Origin of the sequence: Rhizobium sp. SSA_523 (assembly GCF_030435705.1) — a bacterium.
Taxonomy (GTDB): domain Bacteria; phylum Pseudomonadota; class Alphaproteobacteria; order Rhizobiales; family Rhizobiaceae; genus Neorhizobium.
In genome coordinates this window covers 2,768,777-2,794,877 of record NZ_CP129382.1, presented here as the reverse complement: position 1 = coordinate 2,794,877, position 26,101 = coordinate 2,768,777, and the positions used below count along the sequence as shown (strand labels likewise).

The 26,101-nt window shown below is 62.5% G+C and carries 22 protein-coding genes; 11 read left to right on the top strand and 11 right to left on the bottom strand.

What is annotated here, in order from left to right; all coding sequences use genetic code 11:
- Positions 1–11: 11 nt before the first annotated feature.
- Together QTJ18_RS21545 and QTJ18_RS21540 are read left to right on the top strand one after the other, a co-directional pair.
- Positions 12–542: an RNA pyrophosphohydrolase gene (locus QTJ18_RS21545; protein WP_252755322.1), complete on the top strand. Its 531-nt coding sequence runs from the start codon at positions 12–14 to the stop codon at positions 540–542.
- 288 nt (positions 543–830) lie between these two features.
- The gene (locus QTJ18_RS21540; protein ID WP_252755321.1) at positions 831–1,790 is read left to right on the top strand and encodes a quinone oxidoreductase family protein; all 960 of its coding nucleotides are present in this window, start codon (positions 831–833) and stop codon (positions 1,788–1,790) included.
- A 171-nt stretch (positions 1,791–1,961) separates the two neighbouring features.
- On the opposite strand, the gene bfr is transcribed toward QTJ18_RS21540, so the two are convergent.
- Positions 1,962–2,447, bottom strand: coding sequence for a bacterioferritin (gene bfr / locus QTJ18_RS21535; protein ID WP_252755320.1), 486 nt, complete (start codon positions 2,445–2,447; stop codon positions 1,962–1,964).
- Positions 2,413–2,730 (bottom strand): (2Fe-2S)-binding protein, encoded by a 318-nt coding sequence (locus tag QTJ18_RS25605; RefSeq protein WP_489667276.1) that lies wholly within the window; start codon positions 2,728–2,730, stop codon positions 2,413–2,415. Before QTJ18_RS25605 ends, bfr begins: the two co-directional genes overlap by 35 nt.
- Before the next feature lie 383 nt (positions 2,731–3,113).
- Here QTJ18_RS25605 and QTJ18_RS21525 point away from each other — a divergent pair, with 383 nt between their 5' ends.
- Positions 3,114–3,557 carry a metallopeptidase family protein gene (locus tag QTJ18_RS21525; protein WP_252755318.1) on the top strand — a complete coding sequence of 148 codons (444 nt, stop codon included), beginning with the start codon at positions 3,114–3,116 and terminating at the stop codon, positions 3,555–3,557.
- 18 nt (positions 3,558–3,575) lie between these two features.
- Here QTJ18_RS21525 and murA read toward each other — a convergent pair whose 3' ends face one another.
- From murA to QTJ18_RS21510, 3 genes are all read right to left on the bottom strand, one after another.
- Positions 3,576–4,886, bottom strand: a complete 1,311-nt coding sequence (gene murA, locus QTJ18_RS21520) for a UDP-N-acetylglucosamine 1-carboxyvinyltransferase (RefSeq protein ID WP_252755317.1) — start codon at positions 4,884–4,886, stop codon at positions 3,576–3,578.
- 261 nt (positions 4,887–5,147) lie between these two features.
- Positions 5,148–5,354, bottom strand: coding sequence for a DUF1737 domain-containing protein (locus tag QTJ18_RS21515; RefSeq protein ID WP_252755316.1), 207 nt, complete (start codon positions 5,352–5,354; stop codon positions 5,148–5,150).
- The gene (locus QTJ18_RS21510) at positions 5,351–6,253 is read right to left on the bottom strand and encodes an HpcH/HpaI aldolase/citrate lyase family protein (protein ID WP_252755315.1); all 903 of its coding nucleotides are present in this window, start codon (positions 6,251–6,253) and stop codon (positions 5,351–5,353) included. Before QTJ18_RS21510 ends, QTJ18_RS21515 begins: the two co-directional genes overlap by 4 nt.
- A 111-nt stretch (positions 6,254–6,364) precedes the next feature.
- Between QTJ18_RS21510 and QTJ18_RS21505 the strand changes: the two genes are divergently transcribed.
- From QTJ18_RS21505 to lpxE, 4 genes are all read left to right on the top strand, one after another.
- Positions 6,365–6,607: a hypothetical protein gene (locus QTJ18_RS21505; protein ID WP_252755340.1), complete on the top strand. Its 243-nt coding sequence runs from the start codon at positions 6,365–6,367 to the stop codon at positions 6,605–6,607.
- Between the two features lie 133 nt (positions 6,608–6,740).
- Positions 6,741–7,346, top strand: a complete 606-nt coding sequence (leuD, locus tag QTJ18_RS21500; RefSeq protein ID WP_252755314.1) for a 3-isopropylmalate dehydratase small subunit — start codon at positions 6,741–6,743, stop codon at positions 7,344–7,346.
- A gap of 251 nt (positions 7,347–7,597) precedes the next feature.
- Positions 7,598–8,713, top strand: coding sequence for a 3-isopropylmalate dehydrogenase (gene leuB / locus QTJ18_RS21495; protein ID WP_289852219.1), 1,116 nt, complete (start codon positions 7,598–7,600; stop codon positions 8,711–8,713).
- A gap of 127 nt (positions 8,714–8,840) precedes the next feature.
- Positions 8,841–9,614: a lipid A 1-phosphatase LpxE gene (gene lpxE, locus QTJ18_RS21490; RefSeq protein WP_252755313.1), complete on the top strand. Its 774-nt coding sequence runs from the start codon at positions 8,841–8,843 to the stop codon at positions 9,612–9,614.
- Positions 9,615–9,784: 170 nt separating this feature from the next.
- Here the strand turns inward: lpxE and QTJ18_RS21485 are convergent, their stop codons facing one another.
- From QTJ18_RS21485 to QTJ18_RS21475, 3 genes are all read right to left on the bottom strand, one after another.
- Positions 9,785–11,647: a polysaccharide biosynthesis protein gene (locus QTJ18_RS21485; protein WP_252755312.1), complete on the bottom strand. Its 1,863-nt coding sequence runs from the start codon at positions 11,645–11,647 to the stop codon at positions 9,785–9,787.
- A 76-nt stretch (positions 11,648–11,723) separates the two neighbouring features.
- Positions 11,724–12,677, bottom strand: coding sequence for an NAD-dependent epimerase/dehydratase family protein (locus tag QTJ18_RS21480; protein ID WP_252755311.1), 954 nt, complete (start codon positions 12,675–12,677; stop codon positions 11,724–11,726).
- Positions 12,674–13,750, bottom strand: a complete 1,077-nt coding sequence (locus tag QTJ18_RS21475) for an MraY family glycosyltransferase (protein WP_252755310.1) — start codon at positions 13,748–13,750, stop codon at positions 12,674–12,676. Before QTJ18_RS21475 ends, QTJ18_RS21480 begins: the two co-directional genes overlap by 4 nt.
- A 369-nt stretch (positions 13,751–14,119) precedes the next feature.
- Between QTJ18_RS21475 and QTJ18_RS21470 the strand changes: the two genes are divergently transcribed.
- Both QTJ18_RS21470 and QTJ18_RS21465 read left to right on the top strand, forming a co-directional pair.
- Positions 14,120–15,154 carry an aspartate-semialdehyde dehydrogenase gene (locus QTJ18_RS21470; RefSeq protein WP_252755309.1) on the top strand — a complete coding sequence of 345 codons (1,035 nt, stop codon included), beginning with the start codon at positions 14,120–14,122 and terminating at the stop codon, positions 15,152–15,154.
- Between the two features lie 181 nt (positions 15,155–15,335).
- Positions 15,336–16,148 carry a lytic murein transglycosylase gene (locus QTJ18_RS21465; protein WP_252755338.1) on the top strand — a complete coding sequence of 271 codons (813 nt, stop codon included), beginning with the start codon at positions 15,336–15,338 and terminating at the stop codon, positions 16,146–16,148.
- A gap of 231 nt (positions 16,149–16,379) precedes the next feature.
- Here QTJ18_RS21465 and QTJ18_RS21460 read toward each other — a convergent pair whose 3' ends face one another.
- Positions 16,380–17,021 carry a carbonic anhydrase gene (locus tag QTJ18_RS21460; RefSeq protein WP_252755308.1) on the bottom strand — a complete coding sequence of 214 codons (642 nt, stop codon included), beginning with the start codon at positions 17,019–17,021 and terminating at the stop codon, positions 16,380–16,382.
- A 111-nt stretch (positions 17,022–17,132) separates the two neighbouring features.
- Positions 17,133–18,002, bottom strand: coding sequence for a pyridoxal kinase PdxY (gene pdxY / locus QTJ18_RS21455; RefSeq protein WP_252755307.1), 870 nt, complete (start codon positions 18,000–18,002; stop codon positions 17,133–17,135).
- 218 nt (positions 18,003–18,220) lie between these two features.
- Here pdxY and QTJ18_RS21450 point away from each other — a divergent pair, with 218 nt between their 5' ends.
- Together QTJ18_RS21450 and QTJ18_RS21445 are read left to right on the top strand one after the other, a co-directional pair.
- The gene (locus QTJ18_RS21450) at positions 18,221–22,969 is read left to right on the top strand and encodes an NAD-glutamate dehydrogenase (protein ID WP_252755306.1); all 4,749 of its coding nucleotides are present in this window, start codon (positions 18,221–18,223) and stop codon (positions 22,967–22,969) included.
- A 92-nt stretch (positions 22,970–23,061) separates the two neighbouring features.
- A complete protein-coding gene (locus tag QTJ18_RS21445) occupies positions 23,062–24,390 on the top strand; it encodes an MFS transporter (RefSeq protein ID WP_252755337.1) in 1,329 nt (442 codons plus the stop codon).
- Positions 24,391–24,461: 71 nt separating this feature from the next.
- On the opposite strand, the gene purH is transcribed toward QTJ18_RS21445, so the two are convergent.
- Complete coding sequence (gene purH, locus QTJ18_RS21440) at positions 24,462–26,078, bottom strand: bifunctional phosphoribosylaminoimidazolecarboxamide formyltransferase/IMP cyclohydrolase (RefSeq protein WP_252755305.1); 1,617 nt, start codon at positions 26,076–26,078, stop codon at positions 24,462–24,464.
- Positions 26,079–26,101: the final 23 nt, after the last annotated feature.

The window sequence follows — 26,101 nt, the reverse complement described above, 5'->3', positions numbered from 1 at the left end:
GCGCAAGCGTCATGAACAAGACTTCGAAGGGCAAGGCCGCGGATCTGCCATACCGGCCCTGCGTCGGCATCATGGTGCTGAACCACAAGGGGCTTGTCTGGGTCGGGCGGCGTCTCTCGGAAGGAAACAGCGAGTCGGACGGCTCGCCGCAATTGTGGCAGATGCCGCAGGGGGGCATCGACAAGGGAGAGGATCCGCGCGAGGCGGCCTATCGCGAACTGTTCGAGGAAACCGGCATGCGCAGCGTGTCCTTCCTGGCGGAGGCAGAGGATTGGATCAATTACGATCTTCCCGAACATCTGATCGGCATCGGCTTGAAGGGGAAATATCGCGGTCAGACGCAGCGGTGGTTTGCCTTCCGCTTCGAAGGCGACGAGTCGGAGATCAATATCGAAGATCCGCCCGCCGGTCAGCATCAGGAATTCGATGCCTGGGATTGGAAACCCATGGCGGAATTGCCGTCGCTGATCGTTCCGTTCAAACGGCCGGCCTATGAGAAAGTGGTCGCAGCATTTGCACATCTGTCCGGCCAGCCCGGCTGAACGGCATCACCTTGCCGTGCAATCCAGACTGACCGCCCGATTCGGCTCACACAGAAGCGAGGCGCAGTTCTCCTTTCGCATCCGCCATTCCTCGCTATACTCTCCGGGAGGACAAAGGCCGATCGCCGGGCACGTTCGCAAGAACGGTTAGGGAGTCTTTCTTTGACGCATCGGGTCTGCGAAAAACCGGGTTCCGCTTTTCGCCCAAGGCGCTAGGCGTTCCGTTCTCAGCACAAGCGCAGACAGGCGGCGGATTGCTTCTGCGGCCGGAACCGGAGATCGTGTCCAATGCCTTATCAGATACAGTTCGAGACCCCGGGTGCAGCCGATGTGCTCCATCGTGTGGAAACGGCGCTTCCCGAACCGGGGCCGGGTGAAGTGCGGATCCGGCAGACTGCGGTCGGCCTGAATTTTGTCGATGTCTATCACCGCTCCGGCCTCTATCCGCTGCCGCTGCCCGGCGTGCCGGGTGTAGAGGGTGCCGGCATCGTCGAGGCTGTGGGCGAAGGCGTTGATCAACTGACACCCGGACAGGCTGTTGCCTATGCCGGTGCGGTGGGGGCATATCGGGATCAGCGGCTTTTGCCGGCCTGGCGTGCTGTCGCCATTCCTCCAGGCCTCGCACCGGAGGTCGTCGGCAGCAGCCTGTTGCGCGGCATGACGGCGCATATGCTTTTCAGCAAGGTCTATCCGCTCGGCAAAGGCATGACCGTGCTGGTTCATTCCGGGGCCGGCGGCCTCGGCTCCCTGCTCATCCGCTGGGCCAAGGATCTCGGGGCAAAGGTGATCACCACCGTCAGCTCCGCGGAAAAGGCAGTGCTTGCCGAGAGACACGGGGCGGATCATGTGATCGTGGGCCGTGATGTCGATCTCGCCGCGGCGGTCCTGCCGCTGACGGATGGCCAGGGTGTGCATATGGCGGTCGATGGCATTGGCGGCGACACGCTGCAGAAGACAATGGCGAGCGTCCGCCCCTTCGGCATGACGGCGAGCATCGGGCAGATAGCCGGCCCCATCCCTCCGGTGCCGATGAGCGCATTTCGCGTCAATGCCGTGTCCCGTCCGAGCATTGTCGCCTTCAGCGCCAATGCGGACGATTACCGGCCGGCTGTCGAGGCGGCCTTTGATCGCATGCAGCGCGGCCTTTTCTCCAAACCCGATCGGCACTATCGGCTGGACGATGCTGCCGATGCGCATCGCGATCTCGAAGCGGGCAAGATTGTCGGAAGCGCGGTGCTGATTCCCTGAACGCTCTCCAGACGCTCCCAAAGAAAAGCCCCTCGCGCGCCGAACGCTCGAGGGGCTCATGACAGGGCGTTAGGATCCTGGGCCTTATGATACTGGGCCTATGGCCTTACCTGAAGCTTCCGAACCGGGACCCGTCGCGGAAAAGCCCGCCGCAAGGCGGCGATGGCCCGATCACTCGGCGTCGTTTGCCGCGTCGGCATTCAGCAGGCCGTAGCGTTCTTCGCCAAGCTTGCCAAGCAGTTCGAGCTGGGTCTCCAGGAAGTCGATGTGACCTTCCTCGTCGATCAAAAGCTCTTCGAAGAGTTTCATGGTGACGTAGTCGCCAGCCTCATGACAGATGTCGCGCGATGCTTTGTAGGATGTGCGGGCGTCGTATTCGCCGGCGAGATCGGCTTCGAGAACCTCACGAACCGTCTGACCGATGCGCAGCGGCGCCAGGGTCTGCAGGTTGGGGTGGCCTTCCAGGAAGATTATGCGTGCGACAAGCTTGTCGGCATGCTGCATTTCCTCAATGGACTCAGCACGCTCTTTCTTGGCAAGCTTAGTATAGCCCCAGTCTTCCAGAAGACGATAATGAAGCCAATACTGATTTACTGCACCCAGTTCGAGAAAAAGGGCTTCGTTAAGCCGCTCGATGACTCTTGTGTCGCCTTTCAAGGTCCGCTCTCCTGTTGTCAGCGTGAAATTGCCTCAGGCGGGACATATAATCGACGACATCGGCTTCCGTCGAGTGGTGTAATGCATGATATTCTTCCGTCGTGCGGATAATGATATCCACGACGTTGGGAAAGCAGCCACAGCAGCGGCCGCGTTTTTGCATGGCGTGGTAGACCTTTGCAGGAACAATCAGCTGCCAACAGTCTTCGTCCAGAAGGCCGTTGATGACATCCCTGATTTCACGGTCCGTGATGTAATTGCAACTACAGACGAGCATGCTTATTAGCCATCAAACATGATGATAGATATCCTCTTTTTGATAAAGGGGATAAGGGTTGTCAAGTAAAATGATCCGCTGAACCCCCGCCGCCTGCCGCGCTCCCGCATTTGTGAGCGGCGAGACGCCGCACCTCAAAACCGGTGGACGGCGCCGCCAGACCCGCCTGTCGCCATGTCCCGCGGGCAAGGCGCGCGCATGGCAGCGGATGGCGGTCCTGCCGCTCTTCGGTCAGTCTCAACCGTTCATAGCGGCATCGCGGCCGGGTGCGGGCGGCGGCCCTTGCGGGGCGTTGAGCGAGATTTCGCTGTGGCGGGTGCCCGCAGCCCGATTCCACACTCGAAAAAAATTCCGAGAAACCTTATATGGCATGTGAAAAAGGAGCTAACATGGCCCGTGTCGACCAGACCGATGATTGGCGGGATCGCCATGCCCCGTCCATCAGCACGTTCGAATCGCTGGCAATCGAGGCCTATGGGAACCTGCCGGAGGAATTCCGCGCGCTGACCCAGAACCTCACCATCGAGATCGAAGACTTTCCCGATGATGATATTTTCGAGGATATGGCTCTCGAAACGCCGTTCGATCTGCTCGGCCTGTTCGAAGGACGCGGCATTTCCGAACGCTTCACCATGGAAACAGGTGAACTGCCCAACCGCATCCGCCTGTATCGCCGTCCGATCCTCGATTACTGGGCCGAGAACGAGGAGACGCTGGGCGATATCATCACCCATGTGCTCATCCACGAGATCGGCCACCATTTCGGGCTTTCCGACGACGATATGGAGCGGCTCGAGGAAAGTGCGGACGAGGCGGCCGACCGGACGGGTTGACCGCGCGCTCGCTAAAGGTCAGTTGCGTGCAGGGATCCGGCGGATCCTGGCGCCCAGCGCATTGAGCCGCTCGTCAATCCGCTCGTAGCCGCGCTCGATCTGCTGGGCATTGTTGATGATCGAGGTGCCTTCAGCCCCCATTGCGGCAATCAGCATGGCCATGCCGGCGCGGATGTCGGGACTTTCCAGGCGGGCAGCTTTCAAGGAAGTGGGGCCGGAAATCACCGCACGGTGCGGATCGCACAAGACGATGCGGGCCCCCATGGCAATCAGCTTGTCGACGAAGAACATCCGCGACTCGAACATTTTTTCGAACATCAACACCATGCCTTCGCATTGCGTGGCGGTGACAATGGCAATCGACATGGTATCGGCCGGGAAGGCCGGCCAGGGTTGATCCTCGATCTTGGGCACGTGGCCGCCGAAATCGGGCTCGATCACTTTGGACTGGCCCGAGGGGATGATCAGGTCGTCGCCCTCCACGTGGCAGCATATGCCCAGGCGCTCGAAACCCATCAGCGTCGAGCGCAGATGCTCGACACCGGCATTGGTGATGCGCAGATCCGAATCGGTCACGGCCGCCAGGCCGATCAGAGATCCCACTTCGATATGGTCGGGGCCGATGCGATGGGTCGCGCCGCGAAGCGGTCTTCCGCCTTCGATCGTCATGCAATTGGTGCCGATCCCCTCGATCTTGGCGCCCATGGCATTGAGGAAATGCGCCAGATCCTGAACATGGGGCTCGGAGGCGCAATTGCGCAGGATCGTCGTCCCACTTGCGGCCACCGCCGCACAAAGCGCATTTTCCGTGGCCGTCACGGAGGGTTCGTCAAGGAAGACATCGGCGCCGGTCAATCGATCCGCCCGGAAGATATAATCGCCATCCAGCGAGATTTCCGCACCCAATTGGCGCAGGGCCAGGAAGTGACTGTCAAGGCGCCGCCGGCCAATCACATCGCCGCCCGGCGGCGGCAGGGTGATGGCGCCACAGCGGGCGAGAACCGGACCGGCGAGCAGGATGGACGCCCGGATGCGCGAGCAAAGGTCAGGGTCCAGCGTGGCCGGGTGAATCTCGCGGGCATGGATGCGCAGCGTGTTGTTTCCGGTCCACTCGGCCTCAGCGCCGAGCGATGCCAGGAGCCGGACCAGCGCTTCGACGTCGCGAATGCGCGGCACGTTGGAGAGTTCGACGGGCTGGTCGGTCAAAAGCGCGGCGGCAATGATGGGAAGAGCCGCATTTTTGTTGCCGGACGGTTCGATGGCGCCGGACAGGCGATGGCCCCCCTCGACAATATATTCGATGCGCTCTGCGACTCTGGGTTCAGCCATTGGGTCTGCCTTCCGGATGGTCGCGCCGGGGGAGATGGTGCCGGCGCAGGGTCAGGGATAGTCGGGATCTGATGATCCGTTGAACGCCCCTGCTTTGACAGGTGAAGGGGCCTTTTCATGGCGAATAGGTCTCGGCGTCTGCGTCAGCCTCTGCCGCGGCATTGGCGGCGAAGGCCCGGCTTGAGCAGGAGTCTGCCCCCGGCGAGGAACCGCTTCGGCTGTGCCACGCGATTTGCAGGGTCAGGGATCTCCAGGCTTGCCCTATTGTTCGCCCAGCTTCATGCTCGGATCATAGTCCTTCCCATGCACGGTCTTCACGACGGCCTGGCCGCAATACAGCCGGTTCTCCGCAACATTGAAGGTGTGGCTGGGAGACCCATGCAATTCCCACCCCTTGTTCAGCGCATCGGTCACCCGGTGGCAGAAGCTGGAATCGTCGGGCCCGGTCAGGAAGCGATAGAGTTTCATGTGTCTGTCTTTCTGTCTTTCAGAGATTTTGCCAAAGAGAGAAGCCGCTCGGCCTCTTCCAGGTGCAGGCGCTCGACCATCCGGCCATTCAGGTTGATGACATTCTGACCGGCGGATTCCGGCCTTGCAAAGGCGGATACGATCGCCGCCGCATCCGCCAGCGCCTCTGGCAGAGGTCCGAAGGCCTGATTGGCCGGATCGATCTGTGCAGGATGGATGAGCATCTTCCCGTCAAACCCCATTTCGCGGCCTTGACGGCATTCCTCGGCAAAGCCGTCTTTGTCGCGGAAATCGTTGAAGACACTGTCGATCACGTCGAGACCGTTTGCCCGAGCCGCCAGGATAACCTGCATCAGATAAGGGACCAGATAGACGCGGCCGGGTCGCGGCATCACCCGCGTCTCCTTGCGAAGGTCATTCAGGCCGATCACAAATACGTCAAGTCTGTCCGCCGCCGGTCGGCTCTCGGCGATCGCCGCCACGTTCAAGACGCCGCGCGCCGTCTCCATCATCGCCCAGAGCCTCGGTCCCGTGGCTGCGGTGCCGGCGTCGAGCGCCTGCTGCACCCGGACTAGGTCATCCGGACGCTCCACCTTCGGCACCAGCACCGCATCAGGCGACAGTTTCTCGACCAGCGCGAGATCGTCTGTCAGGAAGGGACTGTCCAAGCCATTGATGCGGATGATGGTTTCCTTGTTGGTCAGCCTTGCCTCGGCAAACAGCCGCTCAAGGTTCAGGCGCGCCTCCGGCTTCTGATCGACAGCAACGGAATCCTCCAGATCGAAGATCACGCCGTCGCAATCGAGCAGGCGGCACTTTTCGAGCGCCCGCAGATTGATTGCGGGGACAGTCAGGAGAGAGCGCCGGGGGCGCAGCGAAGAGGCGGGCGAGATGACCATCACGACCTTCTGACAAGCTTTGTGATGAGGCGCAATGGCGCAGAAAGCCAAAGGGCCTTGCAAGAGGCAAGGGAAAGGACCACATTTCCCACAGGAGAAAGGTCCATGCCCATGCAAAACATACGTGCGTATTTCCTTGGCCTCGCCGGCATCGCCGCTCTTGGCGTGCTCGTCGTGCTCACGGCCTCCATCACCATCGCCTTTGCGGGCCTGCTGACGGTGATCACCGCCGTCAAGGCTCTGTCGGCCCGGCCGAAGCCGGTTCCGGTCCGCGTCAAGGCCAAGGATGGCAGCCGCGACAAGTCCGACATGCGCGTCTGGAATGACGGTCGCGGGACGATCATCGACCTTTGATCGAGGGTCCAAGGATGAGTGCGGTACGCCTGCAAAGCGGTCGGCGTACCGTTTGACCTCAATATGGTCTTCAAATCCCCGGTGATTTGGTCTATTGCAGCTTCCGCAATATAAAGTCTCGCGGAGGCAGATCATGGACAAATTCGTAAAGCTTACCGGCGTCGCAGCGCCGCTTCCGGTCGTCAACATCGACACGGACATGATCATCCCGAAAGATTATCTGAAGACGATCAAGCGCACCGGTCTGGGCAAAGGCCTGTTTGCCGAAGCGCGTTACCTGGAAGACGGGTCGCCCAATCCCGATTTCGTTCTCAACAAGCCGCAATATCAGAGCGCCAAGATCCTGGTCGCCGGCGATAATTTCGGCTGTGGCTCGTCGCGCGAACATGCGCCCTGGGCACTGCTCGATTTCGGTATTCGCTGCGTCATCTCCACCTCGTTCGCCGATATCTTCTACAATAACTGTTTCAAGAACGGCATCCTGCCCATCGTCGTCTCCCAGGACGATCTGGACAAGCTGATGGACGACGCATCGCGCGGCGCAAATGCCGTGCTGACCGTCGATCTGGAAGCGCAGGAAATTTCAGGCCCCGATGGCGGAAAGGTGCATTTCGACATCGATCCGGCACGCAAGCACATCATGCTGGAAGGGCTGGACGATATTGCCACGACGCTGAAGAGCGATTCGGCCATTGCCTCCTTCGAAACGAAGCTGCAGTCGCAACGCCCCTGGCTCTGACGGACAAGCGTCGGCCGTTTCGGCCGGCGCCTGCGCAACAGGCTCTGATCTTGCGTCCCATGGCAGGCTCGCGCGAGGTCGGACCCGGTCGCACCAGGCGCTCCTCTCCGGCGCCCCCTGGTGGAGTGAATTCGACATGCGGCTCGCCCTGCTGCGAGCTCGAGGTTCAAGGAACGAATTCGCAGAGTCCGCCAGACCGCAATTTCCGCCTGCCCCATTGGATCGAACTCCGCTCGCAAGGACACCCTATCATGCCGCAGTCTCTCTTCCTTCTCCCCGGTGACGGCATTGGTCCCGAAGCCATGGCCGAGGTCCGCAAGATCGTCGCCTATATGAACGATGCGCTGGCGGCGGGCTTCACGCTGGACGAGGGACTGGTCGGGGGCGCGGCCTATGATGCGCACGGCGTTGCGATCTCGGAAGGCGACATGCAGAAAGCCATGGCGGCCGACGCCGTGCTGTTCGGTGCCGTCGGCGGCCCGAAATGGGACGAGGTTCCCTATGAGGTGCGGCCGGAAGCCGGTCTGCTGCGGTTGCGCAAGGATCTCGAACTGTTTGCCAATCTGCGTCCTGCCATCTGCTATCCGGCGCTCGCCAATGCCTCGTCGCTGAAGCCCGACCTCGTTGAGGGCCTCGATATTCTCATCGTCCGCGAGCTGACGGGCGGTGTCTATTTCGGCGAGCCGAAGACGATCACCGATCTTGGAAACGGGCAGAAGCGCGCCATCGACACCCAGGTCTACGACACCTACGAGATCGAGCGGATCGCCTCCGTTGCCTTCGAGCTGGCCCGCACCCGCAAGAATACGGTGTGCTCCATGGAGAAGCGCAATGTCATGAAGTCGGGCGTGCTCTGGAACCAGGTCGTGACCGAAACTCACAAAGCCAAGTTTTCCGACGTGAAACTCGAGCATATGCTGGCCGATGCCGGCGGCATGCAGCTGGTGCGGGCGCCCAAGCAGTTCGATGTGATCGTGACCGACAATCTGTTCGGCGACATGCTGTCGGATGTGGCTGCAATGCTGACAGGTTCGCTCGGCATGCTGCCCTCTGCATCGCTCGGTGCGCCGGATGCGAAGACCGGCAAGCGCAAGGCGCTCTACGAGCCGGTGCATGGCTCGGCGCCGGATATTGCCGGCCGGGGCATTGCCAATCCGATCGCCATGATCGCCTCCTTTGCCATGTGCCTGCGCTATTCCTTCAACATGGTGGCAGAGGCCGACCGGCTGGAGAAGGCGACCGCCAACGTTCTCGACAAGGGCATCCGCACCGGCGACATCATGGGCGAGGGCTGCACACAGGTCGGCACGGCCGAGATGGGCGATGCCATCCTGGCGGAATTCCAGGCACTGTCTGCCAAGGCCTGAACCGGGAAAACCGAAAGGGGCAGGACGACGGGACGTCGTGCCTCTTTCCTTCCCGTCTTTGCCGAAACACGCCTGTCACATCCCCGTGCCATGTTTCGCCGACACCACGAGACGGGGTTGGTTCATCATGTGGGACATGCTGAAGGGGCGTTACCGGCGCCATTGCAGGCGGAATGGCGTTCGGGCCTATCTCACCATTCCCTTTGTCGGCTGCAATCTCGTCGTCTTGTCCCTGCTGATCTTCGATCAGCCGGTCTCCGCCTCCGTGCTGCAGTCCCAGTCCGTGCTGAGGGTGATGGGCGCCTATGTCACCGAACTCGGCAAATCCGGCTGGATCCTCTTTGCCTGTGCCATTCTTCTATTCGAAGCCCTGTCGCTCTCACGGCTCGCCCATTCGGCTACGGCGCGGTTTCACGCGCTCTTCATCGGGCAGGTCGCCGCCTATCTCCTCGCGACCGTTTCCATCTCCGGGCTCCTGGTCAACCTCGCAAAGCGGCTGATCGGCCGGGCAAGGCCGCTCTACCAGACCGATGCCGGCAGCTTTTCCCTGTCGCCGCTGCATGGCGGCTTCCAGTTCGAGAGCTTTCCCTCCGGCCATGCCACGACGGTCGGCGCGATCCTGATGGGCTTTTCGCTTCTTGCTCCGCGTCACCGGCCGGTCTTTCTGGTGGCGGCCATCTGGCTCGGCATGACGCGCGTGCTGGTGGGCGCCCATTTCCCAAGCGATGTTTTGGCGGGGCTGACCTTCGGCGCCTGGTCGTCGGTGATCATCGCCGCAATCTTCGCCCGCTATGGCTTCCTCTTCGAGGAACGGGACACGGGATTGCCGCTGCTGAAGCGCAGCCTGCCGCTGAAAAATGCCGTGGCGTCACAGGGTCTCTCCCAGGCCGGCCGCGGCTGATCTGCCGGATCGGGAAGCCGTGGCCTGATGCCGGATCAGCGCGGCGAGCGCGGGCCGCGCGACGCCTTGCGAAAATGGATCGCAACCTGGGTGGCGGTATGAGCCTCTCCGTCCCTCGATCGGTAGCCCTTGTGGATCGGTCGACCTGGAACGAACGCCTGTCGCGCCGGCTACTCGCCCATCGCTCCGGAAAGCGAACTCATGCCGATGAAGTCGAAGAGGATGGCCCTTGCGGCCTTTTCGTCGCGCCTGGACAGCGCATCCTTCAGCGCCTCACACGCGTCATTGATATTGTGATGGGCAATGGCCGTCGAATCGGCACGCAGGATCTTCGGATGCTGTGTCTTGAGCGCATTGGCCATGTCGTAAAACAGCTCTTCGAAGAGCTTTTCGCCTGGCCGGCTGCCGGTCACGCGGATCTCGATGCCGCCATGCGGCTCGTCCTGCCCGCGCACGGTAAAGCCCGCCAGCCGGATCATGTTCTCCGCCAGGTCGCCGATCCGAACCGGCTCGCCCATTTCCAGCAGGAAGATATCGCCGCCCTTCGACAGTGCGCTCGATTGAACGATCAGTTCCGCCGCTTCCTGGATCGACATGAAATAGCGCCGCATGTCCGGATCCGTCACCGTCACCGGGCCGCCCTGGGCGATCTGCTGCTTGAACAGCGGCACGACCGAACCGTTCGATCCCAGAACATTGCCGAAGCGGACGGCACAGAAATGCTGCTCGCGGCCCTGTTTCTGTGCCTCGAGCGCTCTTTGCCGAACGATCAGCTCAGCCCATCGCTTCGTCGCGCCCATCACATTGGTGGGACGCACGGCCTTGTCGGAAGATATCAGCACGAAATCCGTGACATTTTCCTCAAACGCCACTTTTGCGACGGTCCGCGTGCCGAACACATTGTTTTCGATGCCTTCCAGCGCATTGGCCTCCACCAGCGGGACATGCTTGTGCGCCGCGGCGTGGTAGAGCACCTCGATCCCATGCTGCTGGATGGCCTCACGCACGCGCGGCTCGTTGGTGATCGAGCCGAGCACCGGCACGATCTCGCATTGCCGCAGGCCCTGCAATTCGGAATCGATCTTGTAGAGCGCGAATTCATTGGCTTCGAACAGGACAAGCCGCTTCGGCTTCCACTGAACGATCAGCCGGCAGAGTTCGGAGCCGATAGAGCCGCCGGCACCGGTGACCATGATCGTGCGGCCTTCCAGAATGCCGCCCAGAAGCTTCGGATCCGGCGGCACGAAGGAACGGCCCAGCAATTCGTCGATCTCGATTTCGCGGATCTGGTTTGCCAGATAACGGCCATCCACCAGATCGGCAATATCGGGAACCGTGCGGATCTTGACGCCCAGGCCGCCTATGCTGGTGATGACGCTCCGGCGGCGGTCGGCCGAGATCGAGGACAGCGACAGGATGATTTCCTGCGCCCCATATTGTTCGATCAGGCGCGGAAGATTGGCGGGATTATAGACCCGGTAGCCGCCCACATCGCGGCCGTGATTGCTCGGATCCTCGTCGAGCAGGCCGACGACGAAGCGGTTGCCGGTGCCGCGCAACGCAGTGGCGAGCTGTACGGAGGAGGCGCTGGTTCCATAGATGAAGACCGGTTGCTCATCCCGGCGCATTCCGGTGCCATGGCTGAGGATGACCTTGGCGGCAAAGCGGGAGCCACCGACGAGCGCCGTTCCGATGGCGAAATAGAAGAAGGGCACGGAACGGGGCACGATGCCGCGTCCCGTCATCTCCATGAGGAAGACCAGGATGATCCAGATCATCGTCGCAATGCCCATGGCCCGCAGGATGGTCCAGATTGCAGTATCGGGCAGATAGCGGATGACTGCGCGGTACAGCCCCATGCGGATGAAGATCGGGATGGCGACGATCGGCGCCATGACGGCAAGGAAGATCCGCTCTTCGGTAATGACCGGCATCCAGACGGCGTAGCGCAGCGCGTAGCTCGCCCAAAGGGCGACGATCAGCGCGAGCGTATCGAAGCCCATCAGGATCACCCGCTTCCAGAAACGGGGCATTCGCTCTAGGGTATACCGCAGGAAGTTGATCATCCATATTCCGGGCAATGAACCGTCGATTGGCTCTGGGCGGGTCTCAGCGACGCCGTGCGGGCGACGATCCCCGTTCGGTGTCCTCATCTATGGTCTGCTGCAATCCCTGCCGGACCGATAGGGTCGGCGTCCAGCCCAGGATCTCCGTCGTCTTGGCTATATCGACCTCCAGATTTCGAAGCAAGCGGTCGGTAACCGAAGTCTTGGCCAACAGGGCCGCAAGCCCTTGCAGCATGGAGACGGGCAGGGGGAGGTTCCAACCGCGCCGGCCCTGGAGCTTTGCCAGCTGCGTGAAGAGGTCGCGTGTCGTCAGGTCTTCGCCATCGCTGACGAGGAAGACCTCGTTTCGGAGCCCGGGATGCGTGGCGGCCGTCACTACGAGATCGGCGAGATTGCCGACATGGACGAGGGAGCGCCGATTGCTGCAGGCGCCGAAGATGGACGGCAAGCCGCTTCCTGCCCACCGCATCAACAGACGGAAATTGGCCCTGACGCCCGGCCCGTAGACGAGAGGCGGCCGGATTATGACGATTTCGAGCCCGCTCCTGGCGCCAAGCTCCAGCAGCGCCGCCTCGGCCTCGGCCTTGGAGCGCGCATAGGCATCCTCTGGTGCCGGACGGTCATCGGCGCGAAACGGCCGCCCCTCATCGGTGGCTTCGCCATTCACCTTGATGGAACTGATGAAGACGAAGCGGCGCAGGCCGGCCTCGTGCGCCTGGCGGGCGAGGTTGAGCGTCGCGTCCACATTCACGCGGCGGAAGGCGCCGTCGGGATCGGCCTCATGCTCCTGCATCACATGGACACGGGCGGCGAGATGGATGACGCAGGTCACGCCGGAAAGCACGGCCGACCAATCGGTCTGGGCCGTCATCTCGCCCATCGCAATACAGTCCGGATGCGGCCTGCGGCTGACGGGTCGAAAAGCAATTCCCCTCTGCTGCAATGTCCTGCAGACTTCCCGGCCGACAAAACCTGTCGCGCCCGTCACCAGTATCACGTGCCCTCTCCTTCGTTCCGCTTCGTCCTTGCAAGGTGGCGATAGGCTTGCAGCGAGGCTGCCTGCTTGTCGGCAAGGCCGGCGCCCGCGCCAAGGGCAAGGCCGGCGAGAGCGATATAGACGAGGAAGACGATCAGCCAGTCGCGACCGTCGCCAGGCAGAAAAACCGCGACCGGAAGAAGGACGAGCGCGTTGATGGCGAGGGCGGCGCAAGTGACGGGCCTTGCCCCGCCCAGCCGGCGCGACAGGCGCTGATAGGCGTGCGACCGGTGCGCCTCCGACGCTTTTTCACCCTTCAGGATGCGCACGAACAGTGTGACGGATGCGTCGGTGGCAAACAGAGCCGCCAGCAGCAGCCATTGCGGCAGGCTCAGCCAGCCAAGAACGAGCGTCGAAAGCGCGACGACAAGAATGAAGAAGCCGAGAAAGGTGCTGCCGGCATCGCCCATGAAGATGCGCGCCGGCGGCCAGTTGAACAGGAGGAAGCCGAAGGTGGCCGCCGCGAGCGCCGCCATCATGCCCCATATCCAGGTGCCGGTCGCATCCGGAGCGGTCAGGGCGGCGATCAGCATCGCGGACAGCATCATCATCATCGCCTGCTGGCCTGCCAGCCCGTCGATGCCGTCCATGAAGTTGAAGAGGTTGATCCACCAGAGGCCCGCCAGAAGCAGGAACAGAAAGGAGAGGGCGGTCAGGATGACGGAGGCCGGCGAGGCAAGGATCAGGGTGGCATGGCTGGTCCAGATGCACAGGCCGGTCACCAGCGCCTGCACGGGCAGGCGCGTCCTCGCGCTCAAGGGACGCCAATCGTCGATCAGGCCGACCAGCGCGATGATGAAGCCGAGCATCAGCAGGATGAGCGAGGTCTGGTCCAGGCCGGGCAGCAACAGGCCTGCAAGAAGCGAACCGATCACAATGCCGCATCCGCCGCCCGTCGGCGTCGGAATCTTGTGCGACGAGCGGGCCACCGGGGCCTGCACAAGGCCGAGGTGATGCGCCTTGTAGATGATGAGACGGACAAGCCCGGCGCTGACGATGGCAGCGCAAAGCAGAATGAGCAATTGGCCAGGCATTGATGCGCCCCGATCACTGTGGCTTTGTATCGCTGGTAGAGCGTGGCTCTTGCCTTGTCCAGCAAAAGGCGTTGCAGGCCGCGCTCTTGACTCGGGCGTGAAATCTTCTAAGGAGTTGGCGGGAAAGGACGCAAGAATGGTTCGCCGCGTGTTCGACATCGCTGCTTCATTGTGCCCGGCATATGCTGCCGGTGCGTTTGCGCCTGTCTATATGTCTTCCAAAACCAAGGCCAAAACGACGACGAAAACCGTCTGACGTCTCTGGCCTACCGCTCTCTCCCCGGTTCGGCCGGGGACAAGGAACAGCACGTGCGTCATGCCGTGGTTCCCCTCCGCCACCCGAGGAGAGAAGAGAAAGAGAGCAGGATTATGGGTTTCAAGATTGCAGTCGTGGGCGCAACCGGGAATGTCGGCCGTGAGATGCTGAACATTCTGTCGGAGCGCGGCTTCCCCGCAGATGAGGTGGTAGCGCTCGCCTCCGCACGCAGCCAGGGCACGGAAGTCTCCTTCGGCGACAAGGTGCTGAAGGTCTCCAACCTGGAGAATTACGATTTCTCCGACACCGATATCTGCCTGATGTCCGCCGGCGGCACGATCTCGCAAAAGTGGTCGCCCAAGATCGGCGCGCAGGGCTGCGTCGTCATCGACAATTCCTCCGCCTGGCGCTACGATTCCGAAGTTCCGCTCATCGTTCCGGAAGTCAACCCGGATGCCATTGCCGGTTTCCCGAAGAAGAACATTATCGCCAATCCGAATTGCTCGACGGCGCAGCTGGTCGTGGCGCTGAAGCCGCTGCATGATTTTGCCAAGATCAAGCGCGTCGTCGTCTCCACCTACCAGTCGGTGTCCGGTGCCGGCAAGGAAGGCATGGATGAGCTCTTCACCCAGACCCGCGCCGTCTTCGTGGCGGATCCGGTGGAAGCCAAGAAGTTCAGCAAGCGCATCGCCTTCAACGTGATTCCGCATATCGATGTCTTCATGGAAGACGGCTATACGAAGGAAGAGTGGAAGGTCCTGGCCGAGACCAAGAAGATGCTGGATCCCAAGATCAAGGTCACCTGCACGGCTGTTCGCGTGCCGGTCTTCATCGGCCATTCGGAATCCGTCAACATCGAATTCGAAAACGAGATCACGGCCGATCAGGCGCGCGACATCCTGCGCGAGGCGCCCGGCTGCCTCGTCGTCGACAAGCGGGAGAATGGCGGTTACGTCACTCCCATCGAATGCGCCGGCGAAGACGCAACCTACATTTCGCGCATTCGCGAAGACGCGACCGTCGAAAACGGCCTTGCCATGTGGGTGGTCTCCGACAACCTGCGCAAGGGTGCTGCGCTCAATGCCGTGCAGATCGCCGAGCTTCTGGTCAATCGTGGCCTGATCAAGCCCCGCAAGCAGGCAGCCTGATACGGCTCATTAAGTATATTTAGATACAAGCCTTGCTCGGAAGAGCAGGGCTCCTTCGCGCATCACGATCTTTTCATAAACGGAACGGTTGTCGGTAAGGAAGGCGCCCGGCATAACCGCATAGGCACGGCGGTCGTCATCGGTGGCGGCGGCAAAACAACTTGCATGGGGTCTCATGACGATGTTCAAGACGTTGATGGGTGGCGCAGTCGCAGTGACGATCGCCATCTTCTCGCCGGCAGCCCAGGCCGCTCAGTGCGGCAATGATGCTTCCGGCTTCACAGCCTGGGTGGACAATTTCAAGCGGCAGGCGCCGGCCAACGGCATTCCGGCCGCCGTGGTCACGCGGGCGCTTGCGGATGTCCAATACAATCGTCCCACCATACGGGCCGATCGCGGGCAGAAAAGCTTCAAACTGTCATTCGATCAGTTCATGAAGAAGCGCGGCGGCCAGGCGATCATCTCGCGCGGCAAGAGCATGAAGGCGTCCAATGCGGCGCTGTTTTCCGCCATCGAGCGCCGCTATGGCGTGCCTGCTGGCCCGCTTCTGGCGATCTGGGGCATGGAAACCGGCTTTGGCGGCTTCCTCGGCGACCAGCACACGCTTTCCGCCGTGACCACGCTGGCTTATGATTGCCGCCGCTCGGCCTATTTCACCGAACAGCTTTACGCGGCGCTGCAGCTCGTGGCCCGCGGCGATCTCAGCCCTTCGGCTCGGGGTGCGGCGCATGGTGAAATCGGCCAGACGCAATTCTTGCCGCTCAACGTTCTGCGCTATGGTGCAGACGGCGATGGCGACGGCCATATCGACATGGTCCGGTCGCGAGCCGATGCCTTGGCCTCGACCGCCAATTTCCTCGTCGGTCACGGCTGGCGTGCCGGCGCCGGCTACCAGCCGGGACAGCCGAATTTCGTGGCGATCCAGGGATGGAATGCGGCATCCGTCTATCAGCAGGCCATTGCCCATATCGGCGCGCAGATCGACGGCCGCTAAGCAGACCTGCATTGGCCTGCCGACGCTTCGTCCGCTTAGGTTTGTTTTGACGCAGGTTCTGGTCGGAAAACGCTTTTCCGGCCGGCCACCGGGACAGGCTGCAGGCATAGCGTGATGACAGGCCCGGCTTCCACGAAGGCCGGGCTGCTGCCAGGGACCGGTCCGTCTAGACGCGGAGCCTTTTAGTCAGACAGCGGTGAGTCAGGCCGTGGTCAGGCAGACAGCGGCGAGTCAGGAAGCAGGCCGGATGAAATCGCCCGTCTTCGTGTCCATGATCCACAATTCACCGGTGGAAATGTCGAACCAGGCACCGTGAAGGCGCAGGCGTCCCTTTTCCTCCAGAATGCGAACACAGGGGAAGGTTCGCAGATTGGCCAGCGAGTTGCGGATCGAAACGCGCTCCAGGGCCGTCTGCCGTTCTGCCTGGGTCAGGATATCGACCTTGGGGATCTGCTCCGCCGTCGAGCGCAGCATGCCCATCCACTTGCCGATGAAATCGCCGGGCGAGAGAGGCTCGTCCATCGGATCGAGCGCGGCCTGAATGCCGCCGCAGCGGCCATGCCCCATCACGACGATGTCGCGGATCTTGAGAACCTGCACGGCATATTCGAGCGCCGCCGAGGTGGCGTGGAACTGGCCATCCGGCTCGTAGGGCGGAACGAGATTGGCGACGTTGCGGATGACGAAGAGTTCGCCCGGACCTGAATCGAAAATAATCTCCGGCGCCGCGCGGGAATCGCAACAGGCGATCACCAGCGTGTGCGGCTTCTGGCCGTTCTCCGCCAAGGCGCGGTAGCGTTCACGCTCCCCGCTATAGCGTCCGCTCATGAAGTTGTCGTAGCCGGTGAGGAGGGTGGAGGGGAACTCTGTCATGATATTTGCATAATCTTCTATGGGAGGAATATCAATCGGCCAGGCTCATCAGCCCGGCCCGGCCAAGCCAGGCAAAGGCAAGCCTAAGAAGGGCAAGACGGGGCCGGTTTATCAGCGCCGCCGGCTGCGGGCAGGATGCATCAGGTGGCGGAGCTGGACCATCGCCATCGGGGTCGAAAGGCTCGCCGCATCGGTCTCCAGCGTCAGTTCGTCGCCACCCCGCTTTGCCGTGCGCGCCAAGACTTCATAGACACTGGCCGTTGCCATCTGCAGCGCGCGTTCTTCGTCCATGCCGGAAAGCAGGCGGGCCAGGAAGACGGCGGAGAGAAGATCGCCAAGCCCGTTGGGCGGATTGTCGATCAGCCGGTGTTCGGCCAATAGCGCGTGATTGCCGCTGAGATAGAGATTGCCGGTGCCGCCCGCCATCATCGCAAGCGCCGATGTCACCAGCATGCGCGGCGGTCCGAGCGCGATGGCGGCATCCATGATGGCGGCATTGCTGTTGAGGTCCGCACCGGCCAGCCAGGCCAGTTCAAAGCGGTTCGGCGTTGCGAGCGTGGCAAGCGGTATGAGCACGTCGCGTATGGCCTCGGCCGTATCCTGCGGCACGTAAAGCCCGCCGCTGTCGCCCATCACCGGATCGCAAACATACAGGAGAGCCGGATTCCTTTCCTTCATGGCCGCAATCAGCCGCGCCACTTGCCGTGGCTGGAGGGCATTGCCGAAATAGCCGGTCAGCACGGCCTTCACCTCAGGCAGCCAGGGCGCCCGGATGAGGTCGTCGATCACCCGGTCGAATTCGTCCGCCGGCATGACGACCCGGGTGGAAGGGCCGTGACCGGGATGCCAGGGAAGGATGACGGTCGGCAGCGCCCAGACAGGAAGGCCGAGCGTTTCCAGCGCGAAGACCGCGGCGCGATTGCCGACCGTGCCGCGCACGACATGGCTCGAAATAACGAGGACTGCACTGTTATCGGACATGAGAAGAACCTTATCTGGACCTCTGGCGGCAAAAAGGAGCCTGGCGACACAATGCCGCGATCATCGGCGATCAAATGTCAAAAACGAACCTCTGGAGCAAGTTTTCGCAAGCGGGCGACAACAAATCTCATAAAACCGTGCGAGAACTTCATTCAAGGGCTGCATTAATGCCTCAGACAGCGATTGAATAGCGCAGAACGAATCAAAGGGAGAGAAGCATGGCTGCCAAGCGCAATCCGAAACAGCAGAAGCAGATCGAGCTGGCGCGCGCGGCCTGGAGCGAAAGCGGCGGGCTCGTCCTCGATCCAGACATTCTGTTCGGCCGGGCCAGCAGCGATGACGTCGCCGCCTATACGCCGGAAATGCTGGCCGCCTCGGCCGACTATGCCGGGCGCGAACTTCTGGCCTGGACGGGAGAGACGGCGCGCATCACGGTTGCCTCCGTCGACGGCGTCGCGCCCAATGGCACGCCCGTCTGCATTCTCACCGTAATCGACCGGGACATGCCTTTCCTGTTCGATTCGGTGATGGGCGAAATCACCAGCAGCTATCGCGACATTTCTCTCGCGGTCCACCCTATCCTCGATGTCCAGCCGGGAAAGGCACCCAGGCTCTATTCCTATGAGCGCAGCCAGGCCGCCGGCGAGCATGTCAGCCTCATCCAGGTGCATCTGGCAGTCCTGACCGAGGACCAGGCGCACGATCTGATCGCGCGGCTGCGCTCGGTGCTCGACAAGGTGCATGCGGCGATCTCCGACTGGAAGCCGATGCTCTCGCTTCTGAAAGGCGCCAGCCGCGAGATGAAGGAGGCGCCGCTCTCCGGCCAGAAGGCAGAGCGGGATGAGGCGCTCGATTTCCTGAAATGGCTGCGGGACGGAAACTTCATCTTTCTCGGCATGCGGGAATATATCTATTCCGGCGACGGGGCCGGGGCGACGCTCGAGCGCGGCAAAGGCAGCGGTCTCGGCATTCTCTCCGATCCCGATGTTCTGGTGCTGCGCCAGGGGAAGGATCAGGTCACGACCACGCCGGAAATCCTGCAATTCCTCCAGGGCCAGGATTTCCTGATCGTCACCAAGGCCAATGTCAAATCGGTCGTCCATCGGCGCGCCTATATGGATTATGTCGGGGTCAAGCGCTTCGACGCGAACGGACGGGTCACCGGCGAATTGCGCATTGTCGGCCTCTTCACCGCCACCGCCTATACCCATTCGGTGACCGAGATTCCGCTGCTGCGGGCAAAGGCCGCGCATATCGAAACCCATTTCGGCTTCGATCCGCAGAGCCATTCCGGCCGCATGCTGCGCAATACGCTGGAATCCTATCCGCGCGACGATCTGTTCCAGATCGACCTGGAGCTTCTGGCGCGCTATTGCGAGCAGATCATGGAACTGGCGGAGCGGCCGCGGGTGCGTGCCCTGGCGCGTATCGATCACTTCGACCGCTTCGTGTCGATCATCGTCTATGTGCCGCGAGAAAACTACAATTCGATTGTCCGCGAGAAGATCGGCGCCTATCTCGCCACCACCTATCAGGGCCATGTGTCCGCCTATTATCCGGCCTTTCCGGAAGGCGGCACCGCCCGCGTGCATTTCATCATTGGCCGTCGCGACGGCAAGACGCCCTCCATCCCGCAGGCGGAGCTGGAAGATGCCATTCGCGAGATCGCCACGCCCTGGGACGAGCGCTTCGTCGCTCTGGCCGGTGCCGGTGTGCCCGCGCTCGAGACGAGCTTCGCCTTCCAGGAGGCCTTCTCGCCGGAGGAGACCGTTTCCGACCTGCCGGATATTCTGGCCCTGGCCGCTGGCGAACCGATCCGCATTTCTCTGTATGAGCGCCGGGTCGAGGAGCGGCCGATCCTGGCCTTGAAGATCTTCCATGCCGGCGAGCACCTGGCGCTGTCCCGGCGCGTTCCTCTCCTGGAAAATCTCGGTTTCCAGGTGGTCAGCGAGCGCACCTTCGATCTTGATCTCGTCGCAACCGGCAGGCGCATCGTCCTGCACGATATGGAATTGCAGCTGCCGGAGGAGGACAGGATCGATCTGAAACGCGAGGCGTCACGGATCGAGCAGGCTTTCCTGATGGCCTTCAACGGAACCATCGACAATGACAGCTTCAACCGGCTCGTCCTGCTGACCGGTCTCTCGGCCCGGGAAGTCACTGTCCTGCGGGCCTATGCGCGCTATCTGCGGCAGACCGGCATTGTCTATTCCCAGGCTCATATTGCCGATACGCTGGCGCGTTATCCGGATATCAGCCGGCTCATCTTTGCCCTGTTCCGCGACGGCTTCGACCCCGGCATGACCGACAGCCAGCGCGAGGGCGTGCTGAGCGGCCATCATGCAGCCATCGAAGAGGCGCTGACGGCGGTGCCGAACCTCGATGACGACCGCACCTTCCGCCGCTTCGTCAATGCGATCGATTCCACCCTGCGCACCAATTACTTCCAGACGGATGCCGATGGCGGACCAAAGGCGGTTCTGGCCTTCAAGTTCGATCCGAAACTCCTGGAGGGCCTGCCGCAGCCGCGGCCCTTCCGCGAAATCTTCGTCTATGGCACCGAGGTGGAGGGGGTGCATCTGCGCTTCGGCAAGGTTGCCCGTGGCGGCCTGCGCTGGTCGGATCGCGGCGAGGATTACCGCACCGAGGTTCTCGGCCTCGTCAAGGCACAGCAGGTCAAGAACGCCGTCATCGTGCCGGTGGGCGCCAAAGGCGGCTTCTTCCCCAAACGCCTGCCGTCGCCGGCGCAGCGCGATGCCTTCTTCAATGCCGGCAAGGAAGCCTACAAGACCTTCATCCGTACGCTCCTGTCGATCACCGACAATATCGTCGGCGCAGATGTGGTGGGGCCGGCCGATACGCTGCGGCTGGACGGCGACGATCCCTATTTCGTCGTTGCCGCCGACAAGGGCACGGCCACCTTTTCCGATACGGCCAACGGCCTGGCGCAGGAGGCCGGCTTCTGGCTCGACGATGCCTTCGCCTCGGGCGGTTCGGCGGGTTACGACCACAAGAAGATGGGCATTACCGCCCGCGGAGCCTGGGAAGCCGTCAAGCGCCACTTCCGCGAGATGGATGTCGATATCCAGTCGACGCCCTTCTCGGTGGCCGGTGTCGGCGACATGTCCGGTGACGTGTTCGGCAATGGCATGCTGCTGTCGCCGCATATCCGCCTGATCGCCGCCTTCGATCACCGCGACATCTTCATCGATCCCGATCCGGACACGCGACTGAGTTTCGACGAGCGCAGCCGCATGTTCGGCCTCGCCCGCTCGAGCTGGCAGGATTATGATCGCTCCGCTCTGTCCGAAGGCGGCATGATCATTCGCAGAACCGAAAAATCCGTCGCCCTCACACCGCAGGCCAAGGCCGCCATCGGCATCGAGGCGGATGTCGCAACGCCTTTCGAGATCATGACGGCAATCCTGAAGAGCCCGGTGGATCTCCTCTGGTTCGGCGGAATCGGCACCTATATCAAGGCCGCCGCCGAAACGGACGCGGAGGTTGGCGACCGCGCCAATGATCCCATCCGCGTCATTGCTGCCGAGGTAAGAGCCAAGGTGATCGGCGAGGGCGCCAATCTCGGGGTCACGCAGAAGGGCCGTATCGCCTATGCGTTGAACGGCGGCCGGATCAATTCCGATGCGATCGACAATTCGGCCGGCGTCAACTCCTCCGACGTGGAAGTCAATATCAAGATCGCGCTCAGCCCGGCAATGCGCGACGGGCGGCTTGCCCGCGACAAGCGCGACCTGCTGCTGTCGTCGATGACCGATGAGGTGGCGCGGCTCGTCCTGCGCAACAATTACCTGCAGACACTGGCGATCTCGCTGACCACGCGGCGCGGCCAGCGCAACCGCGAGGATCTGTCGCGCCTGATGTCGGCTCTGGAAACGCGCGGCGAACTCAACCGCAAGGTCGAGACCCTGCCCGACGATGCGGAACTTGCCGAACGCTATGCTGCGGGCAAGCCGCTGACGCGTCCGGAAGTCGGCGTGCTGCTCTCCTATGCCAAGATCGTCCTCTTCGATGCGATCGTCGCCAGCGCTTTGCCCGATGATCCCTATTTCGGGGATGTGCTGACGGGCTATTTCCCGCGCCAGATGCAGCAGGACTATGCCGGCGATATTGCCCATCACCGCCTGCACCGCGAAATCATCGCAACGCTTCTTGCCAACGAAGTGATCAACCGCGGCGGGCCGGGATTTGCCCAGATGCTGAGCGATATCAGCGGCCGAGGTCAGGTGGATGTGGTCAAGGCCGCCTTCATCGCGCGCGATGCCTACGAGCTTCCGAAACTCTGGGCGGCCGTTGATGCGCTGGACGGCCAGCTTGCGGGGGAAAGGCAGAATGCGCTCTATGAGCGGATCAGCGAGATCTTTGCCGGCGCCACCATCTTCATCCTGCAGACCGGCCTGACCGGCTCCGACGTGGCGGCGGCGGTGTCGCGCATCCGCGCCGGCCTCACCGCCTTGCGCGGCACCATTGCGCCGACGGCGGAGCGGGCCATGGATGTGTCGGAAGCGGTGCCGACCGCTTTGGTCGAGGAGCTGAACATCCTGCCCAATCTGGTGCTCGTCCCGGAAATCATGCTGATTTCCGAGCGCAGCGGCGCGCCGCTGGAGCGGGCCACGGAAGTCTATTTCCGAGTCACCGAAGCCTTCCGCGTCAACCGCTTCCTGGAGGCGGGCGAAAGGTTCAATGCGGCCGATCACTATGAGAACCTCGCAATCATCCGCAGCCTGCAGCAGATCGCGGCCGCCCGGCGCGATATCGTCACGACGGCGCTTTCCCATCACGCCGGTGACGAGAAGCCGCTCGAAGCATGGCTTTCAAGCGACCGGCTCAGGCTCAATCGGATCAGCAGCGAGCTTCTGGCCTTGAGCGAAGGTGCGGAGACAACTTTGGCGAAGATGATGGTGGCAGCAAGCCTCTTCACCGATCTTGCCCAGAGCGGCGCCCGGTAACCTCTTGCGGCGGAGCGATCGGAGGACAGGCTTTGGCGATCATTGAACGGGAAAGGGGTGCCCAACCGGCGCCCCGCGCCATCTGGGGCTGGATGTTGTTCGATTGGGCAGCGCAGCCCTTCTTCACGGTGGTGACGACCTTCGTCTTCGGGCCCTATTTCGTCGCGCGGCTGACGGAGGATCCCATATCGGCGCAAGCCATGTGGAGCAATATGGCGACCGTTTCCTCCATCGCGATCGCCATCCTGTCGCCGGTTCTGGGCGCCATCGCGGATCAGTCGGGACCACGCAAGCCGTGGATCGCCGCCTTTGCCGCGGTCAAGATCTTTGCCTTGTCGATGCTCTGGTTCGCCGCGCCCGGCTCGCCTGTCCTGCTTCCGGTCGCCTTCATGATCCTCGCCTCGATCGCGGCGGAGTTTTCGATTGTCTTCAATGATTCGATGATGCCGAGACTGGTGCCAGCCGCCGAGGTGGGAAAGGTGTCCAACACGGCCTGGGGCCTCGGCTATCTCGGCGGGATGCTGGTGCTGATCTTCGTTGTCGGTTTTCTGGCCGCGGATCCCGAAAGCGGGCGCACGCTTCTCGGATTGCCGCCGCTGTTCGGGCTCGATCCCGCACAAGGCGAGGATGCGCGCATCACCGGGCCGCTCGCGGCGCTCTGGTACCTGATCTTCATCCTGCCGATGTTTCTGTTCACCCCGGACGCCGTTCGCGGGGAACCCCTGAACCATGCCGTGCGCTCCGGTCTCTCGCAATTGCGGGCGACGCTTGCCGATCTGCTGCATCGCCGCCGCGTCATCCTGCGCTTCCTGATCGCCCGCATGCTCTACCAGGACGGCGTCAACGGCCTCCTGATCCTGGGGGGCGCCTTTGCGGCCGGGATGTTCGGCTGGGCAACGCTGGAAATCGGCCTGTTCGGCATTCTTCTGAATGTCGTCGCCATCTTCAGCTGCCTTGTCGCCGGGCGCCTGGATCGGAGGCTGGGATCGAAGGCCGTCGTCATGATCAGCCTCGGCCTGCTGCTGCTAGCCACGGCAGGGATCATTTCCACCGGTCCCGGCTTCGTCTTCTTCGGCTATCTGCCGCTGTCACCCGAGGATAGCGGCGGCTTGTTCGGCACAGCCGCGGAAAAGGCCTATCTGACTTTCGGCCTGATGATCGGCATGGCGTTCGGACCGGTGCAGGCTTCGTCGCGATCCTATCTGGCGCGCAGCATCCACCCTGACGAGGCCGGGCGCTATTTCGGCATTTACGCGCTGTCCGGCCGCGCCACCAGTTTCATGGCAACCCTAGCGTTTTCGCTGGTCACCTATGCCAGCGGCTCCGCCAGGCTCGGCATGGCGACGCTTATCCTGTTCCTCCTGGCCGGTTTCCTGCTGCTGGCGACCACGCCCTACCCGGCGCGCGAGCGCGGGGCCTGAAAAAGCCCTCTCCGCAGAGCGAAGAGGGCACTACATCGATCGCATGCCGGGCGGCGGGAGCGAAAGCCGGCTCAGTGGCGGAAATGGCGCATGCCGGTAAACACCATGGCAACGCCGTGCTCGTCGGCCGCGGCAATGACTTCCTCGTCACGCACCGAGCCGCCGGGCTGAATCACGGCTGTTGCGCCGGCCGCGATCATCGACAGAAGACCATCGGCGAAGGGCAGGAAGGCTTCCGAGGCAACGGCCGATCCCTTCGTCATCGGTTGCGGCCAGCCCATGGCGCGCGCCGCATCCTCGGCCTTCATGCCGGCAATGCGGGCGGAATCGACGCGGCTCATCTGGCCGGCCCCGATGCCTGCCGTCTGGCCGTCCTTGGCGTAGACGACGGCGTTCGATTTCACGTGTTTTGCGACCTTGTAGGCAAAGCGCATGTCGACCAGTTCCTGTTCGGTCGGCGCCCGCTTCGTCACCACCCGCAGGTCCAGGTCTTCGACCATGGCATTGTCCCGCGTCTGGACCAGGAGGCCGCCGGAGACGGTCTTGGCGGTCAGGCCGCGCGCGCGGGGGTCCGCCAGACCGCCCGTCACCAGCAGGCGGAGGTTCTTCTTCGCGGCAATGATCTGCTGCGCCTCGTCGGTGACCTCCGGGGCAATGATGACCTCGGTGAAGATCTTGACGATCTCGCTCGCCGTCTGCGCATCGAGCAGGCTGTTGAGGGCGACGATCCCGCCAAAGGCAGAGACGGAATCGCAGGCCAGAGCGCGGCGGTAGGCATCCGTCAGGCTGGATCCGGTCGCCACGCCGCAAGGGTTGGCATGCTTGATGATCGCGCAGGCCGGGGCGTTTTCGGCGGCGAATTCCGAAACGAGCTCGAAGGCGGCATCCGTATCGTTGATATTGTTGTAGGAGAGCTGCTTGCCCTGCAGGAGCCGGGCCGTGGCCACGCCCGGGCGCTTCTCGCCGGTCAGGTAGAAGCCGGCGGACTGATGCGGGTTCTCGCCATAGCGCATCTCCTGCGACAGGACGCCGCCCAGCGTGCGGTAGCGCGGGATCTCGATATCGAGGGCTTCCGCAAACCAGTTGGAGATCATCGTGTCATAGGCAGCCGTGCGGGCATAGGCGCGGGCAGCGAGCTTCTGACGGAAGGCATAGGCGGTCTGGCCGTCATCGGAGCGCAACGCCTCGATCAGCTGGGGGTAATCCTGCGGATCGGTGACCACGGTGACATAGGCATGGTTCTTGGCGGCTGCGCGGATCATTGCCGGGCCGCCAATATCGATGTTTTCGACGGTTGTGGGATAATCGCCGCCTTTGGCGCGCACTTCCTCGAAGGGATAGAGGTTGATCACGGCCAGATCGATCGTGCCGATGCCGTGCTCCTCCAGGGCTTTGACGTGATCGGCATCGTCGCGGATGGCAAGCAGCCCTCCATGCACGTTGGGATGAAGGGTCTTGACGCGACCATCCATGATTTCGGGAAAGCCCGTCACGTCGGAGACGTCGACGACATCGAGGCCGGCATCGGAAATGGTCTTGAATGTGCCGCCGGTCGACAGGAGCCGCACGCCGAATTCGCTCAGCGCCCGCGCCAGCTCGACAATACCGGTCTTGTCGGAGACGGAGAGCAGCGCCGTGCGCAGTCTCACTTTGTCGGGGGCGGGAATCATCTTGGACACAACGGCCATGGGTCACTCCGTTCGGGGGCAGG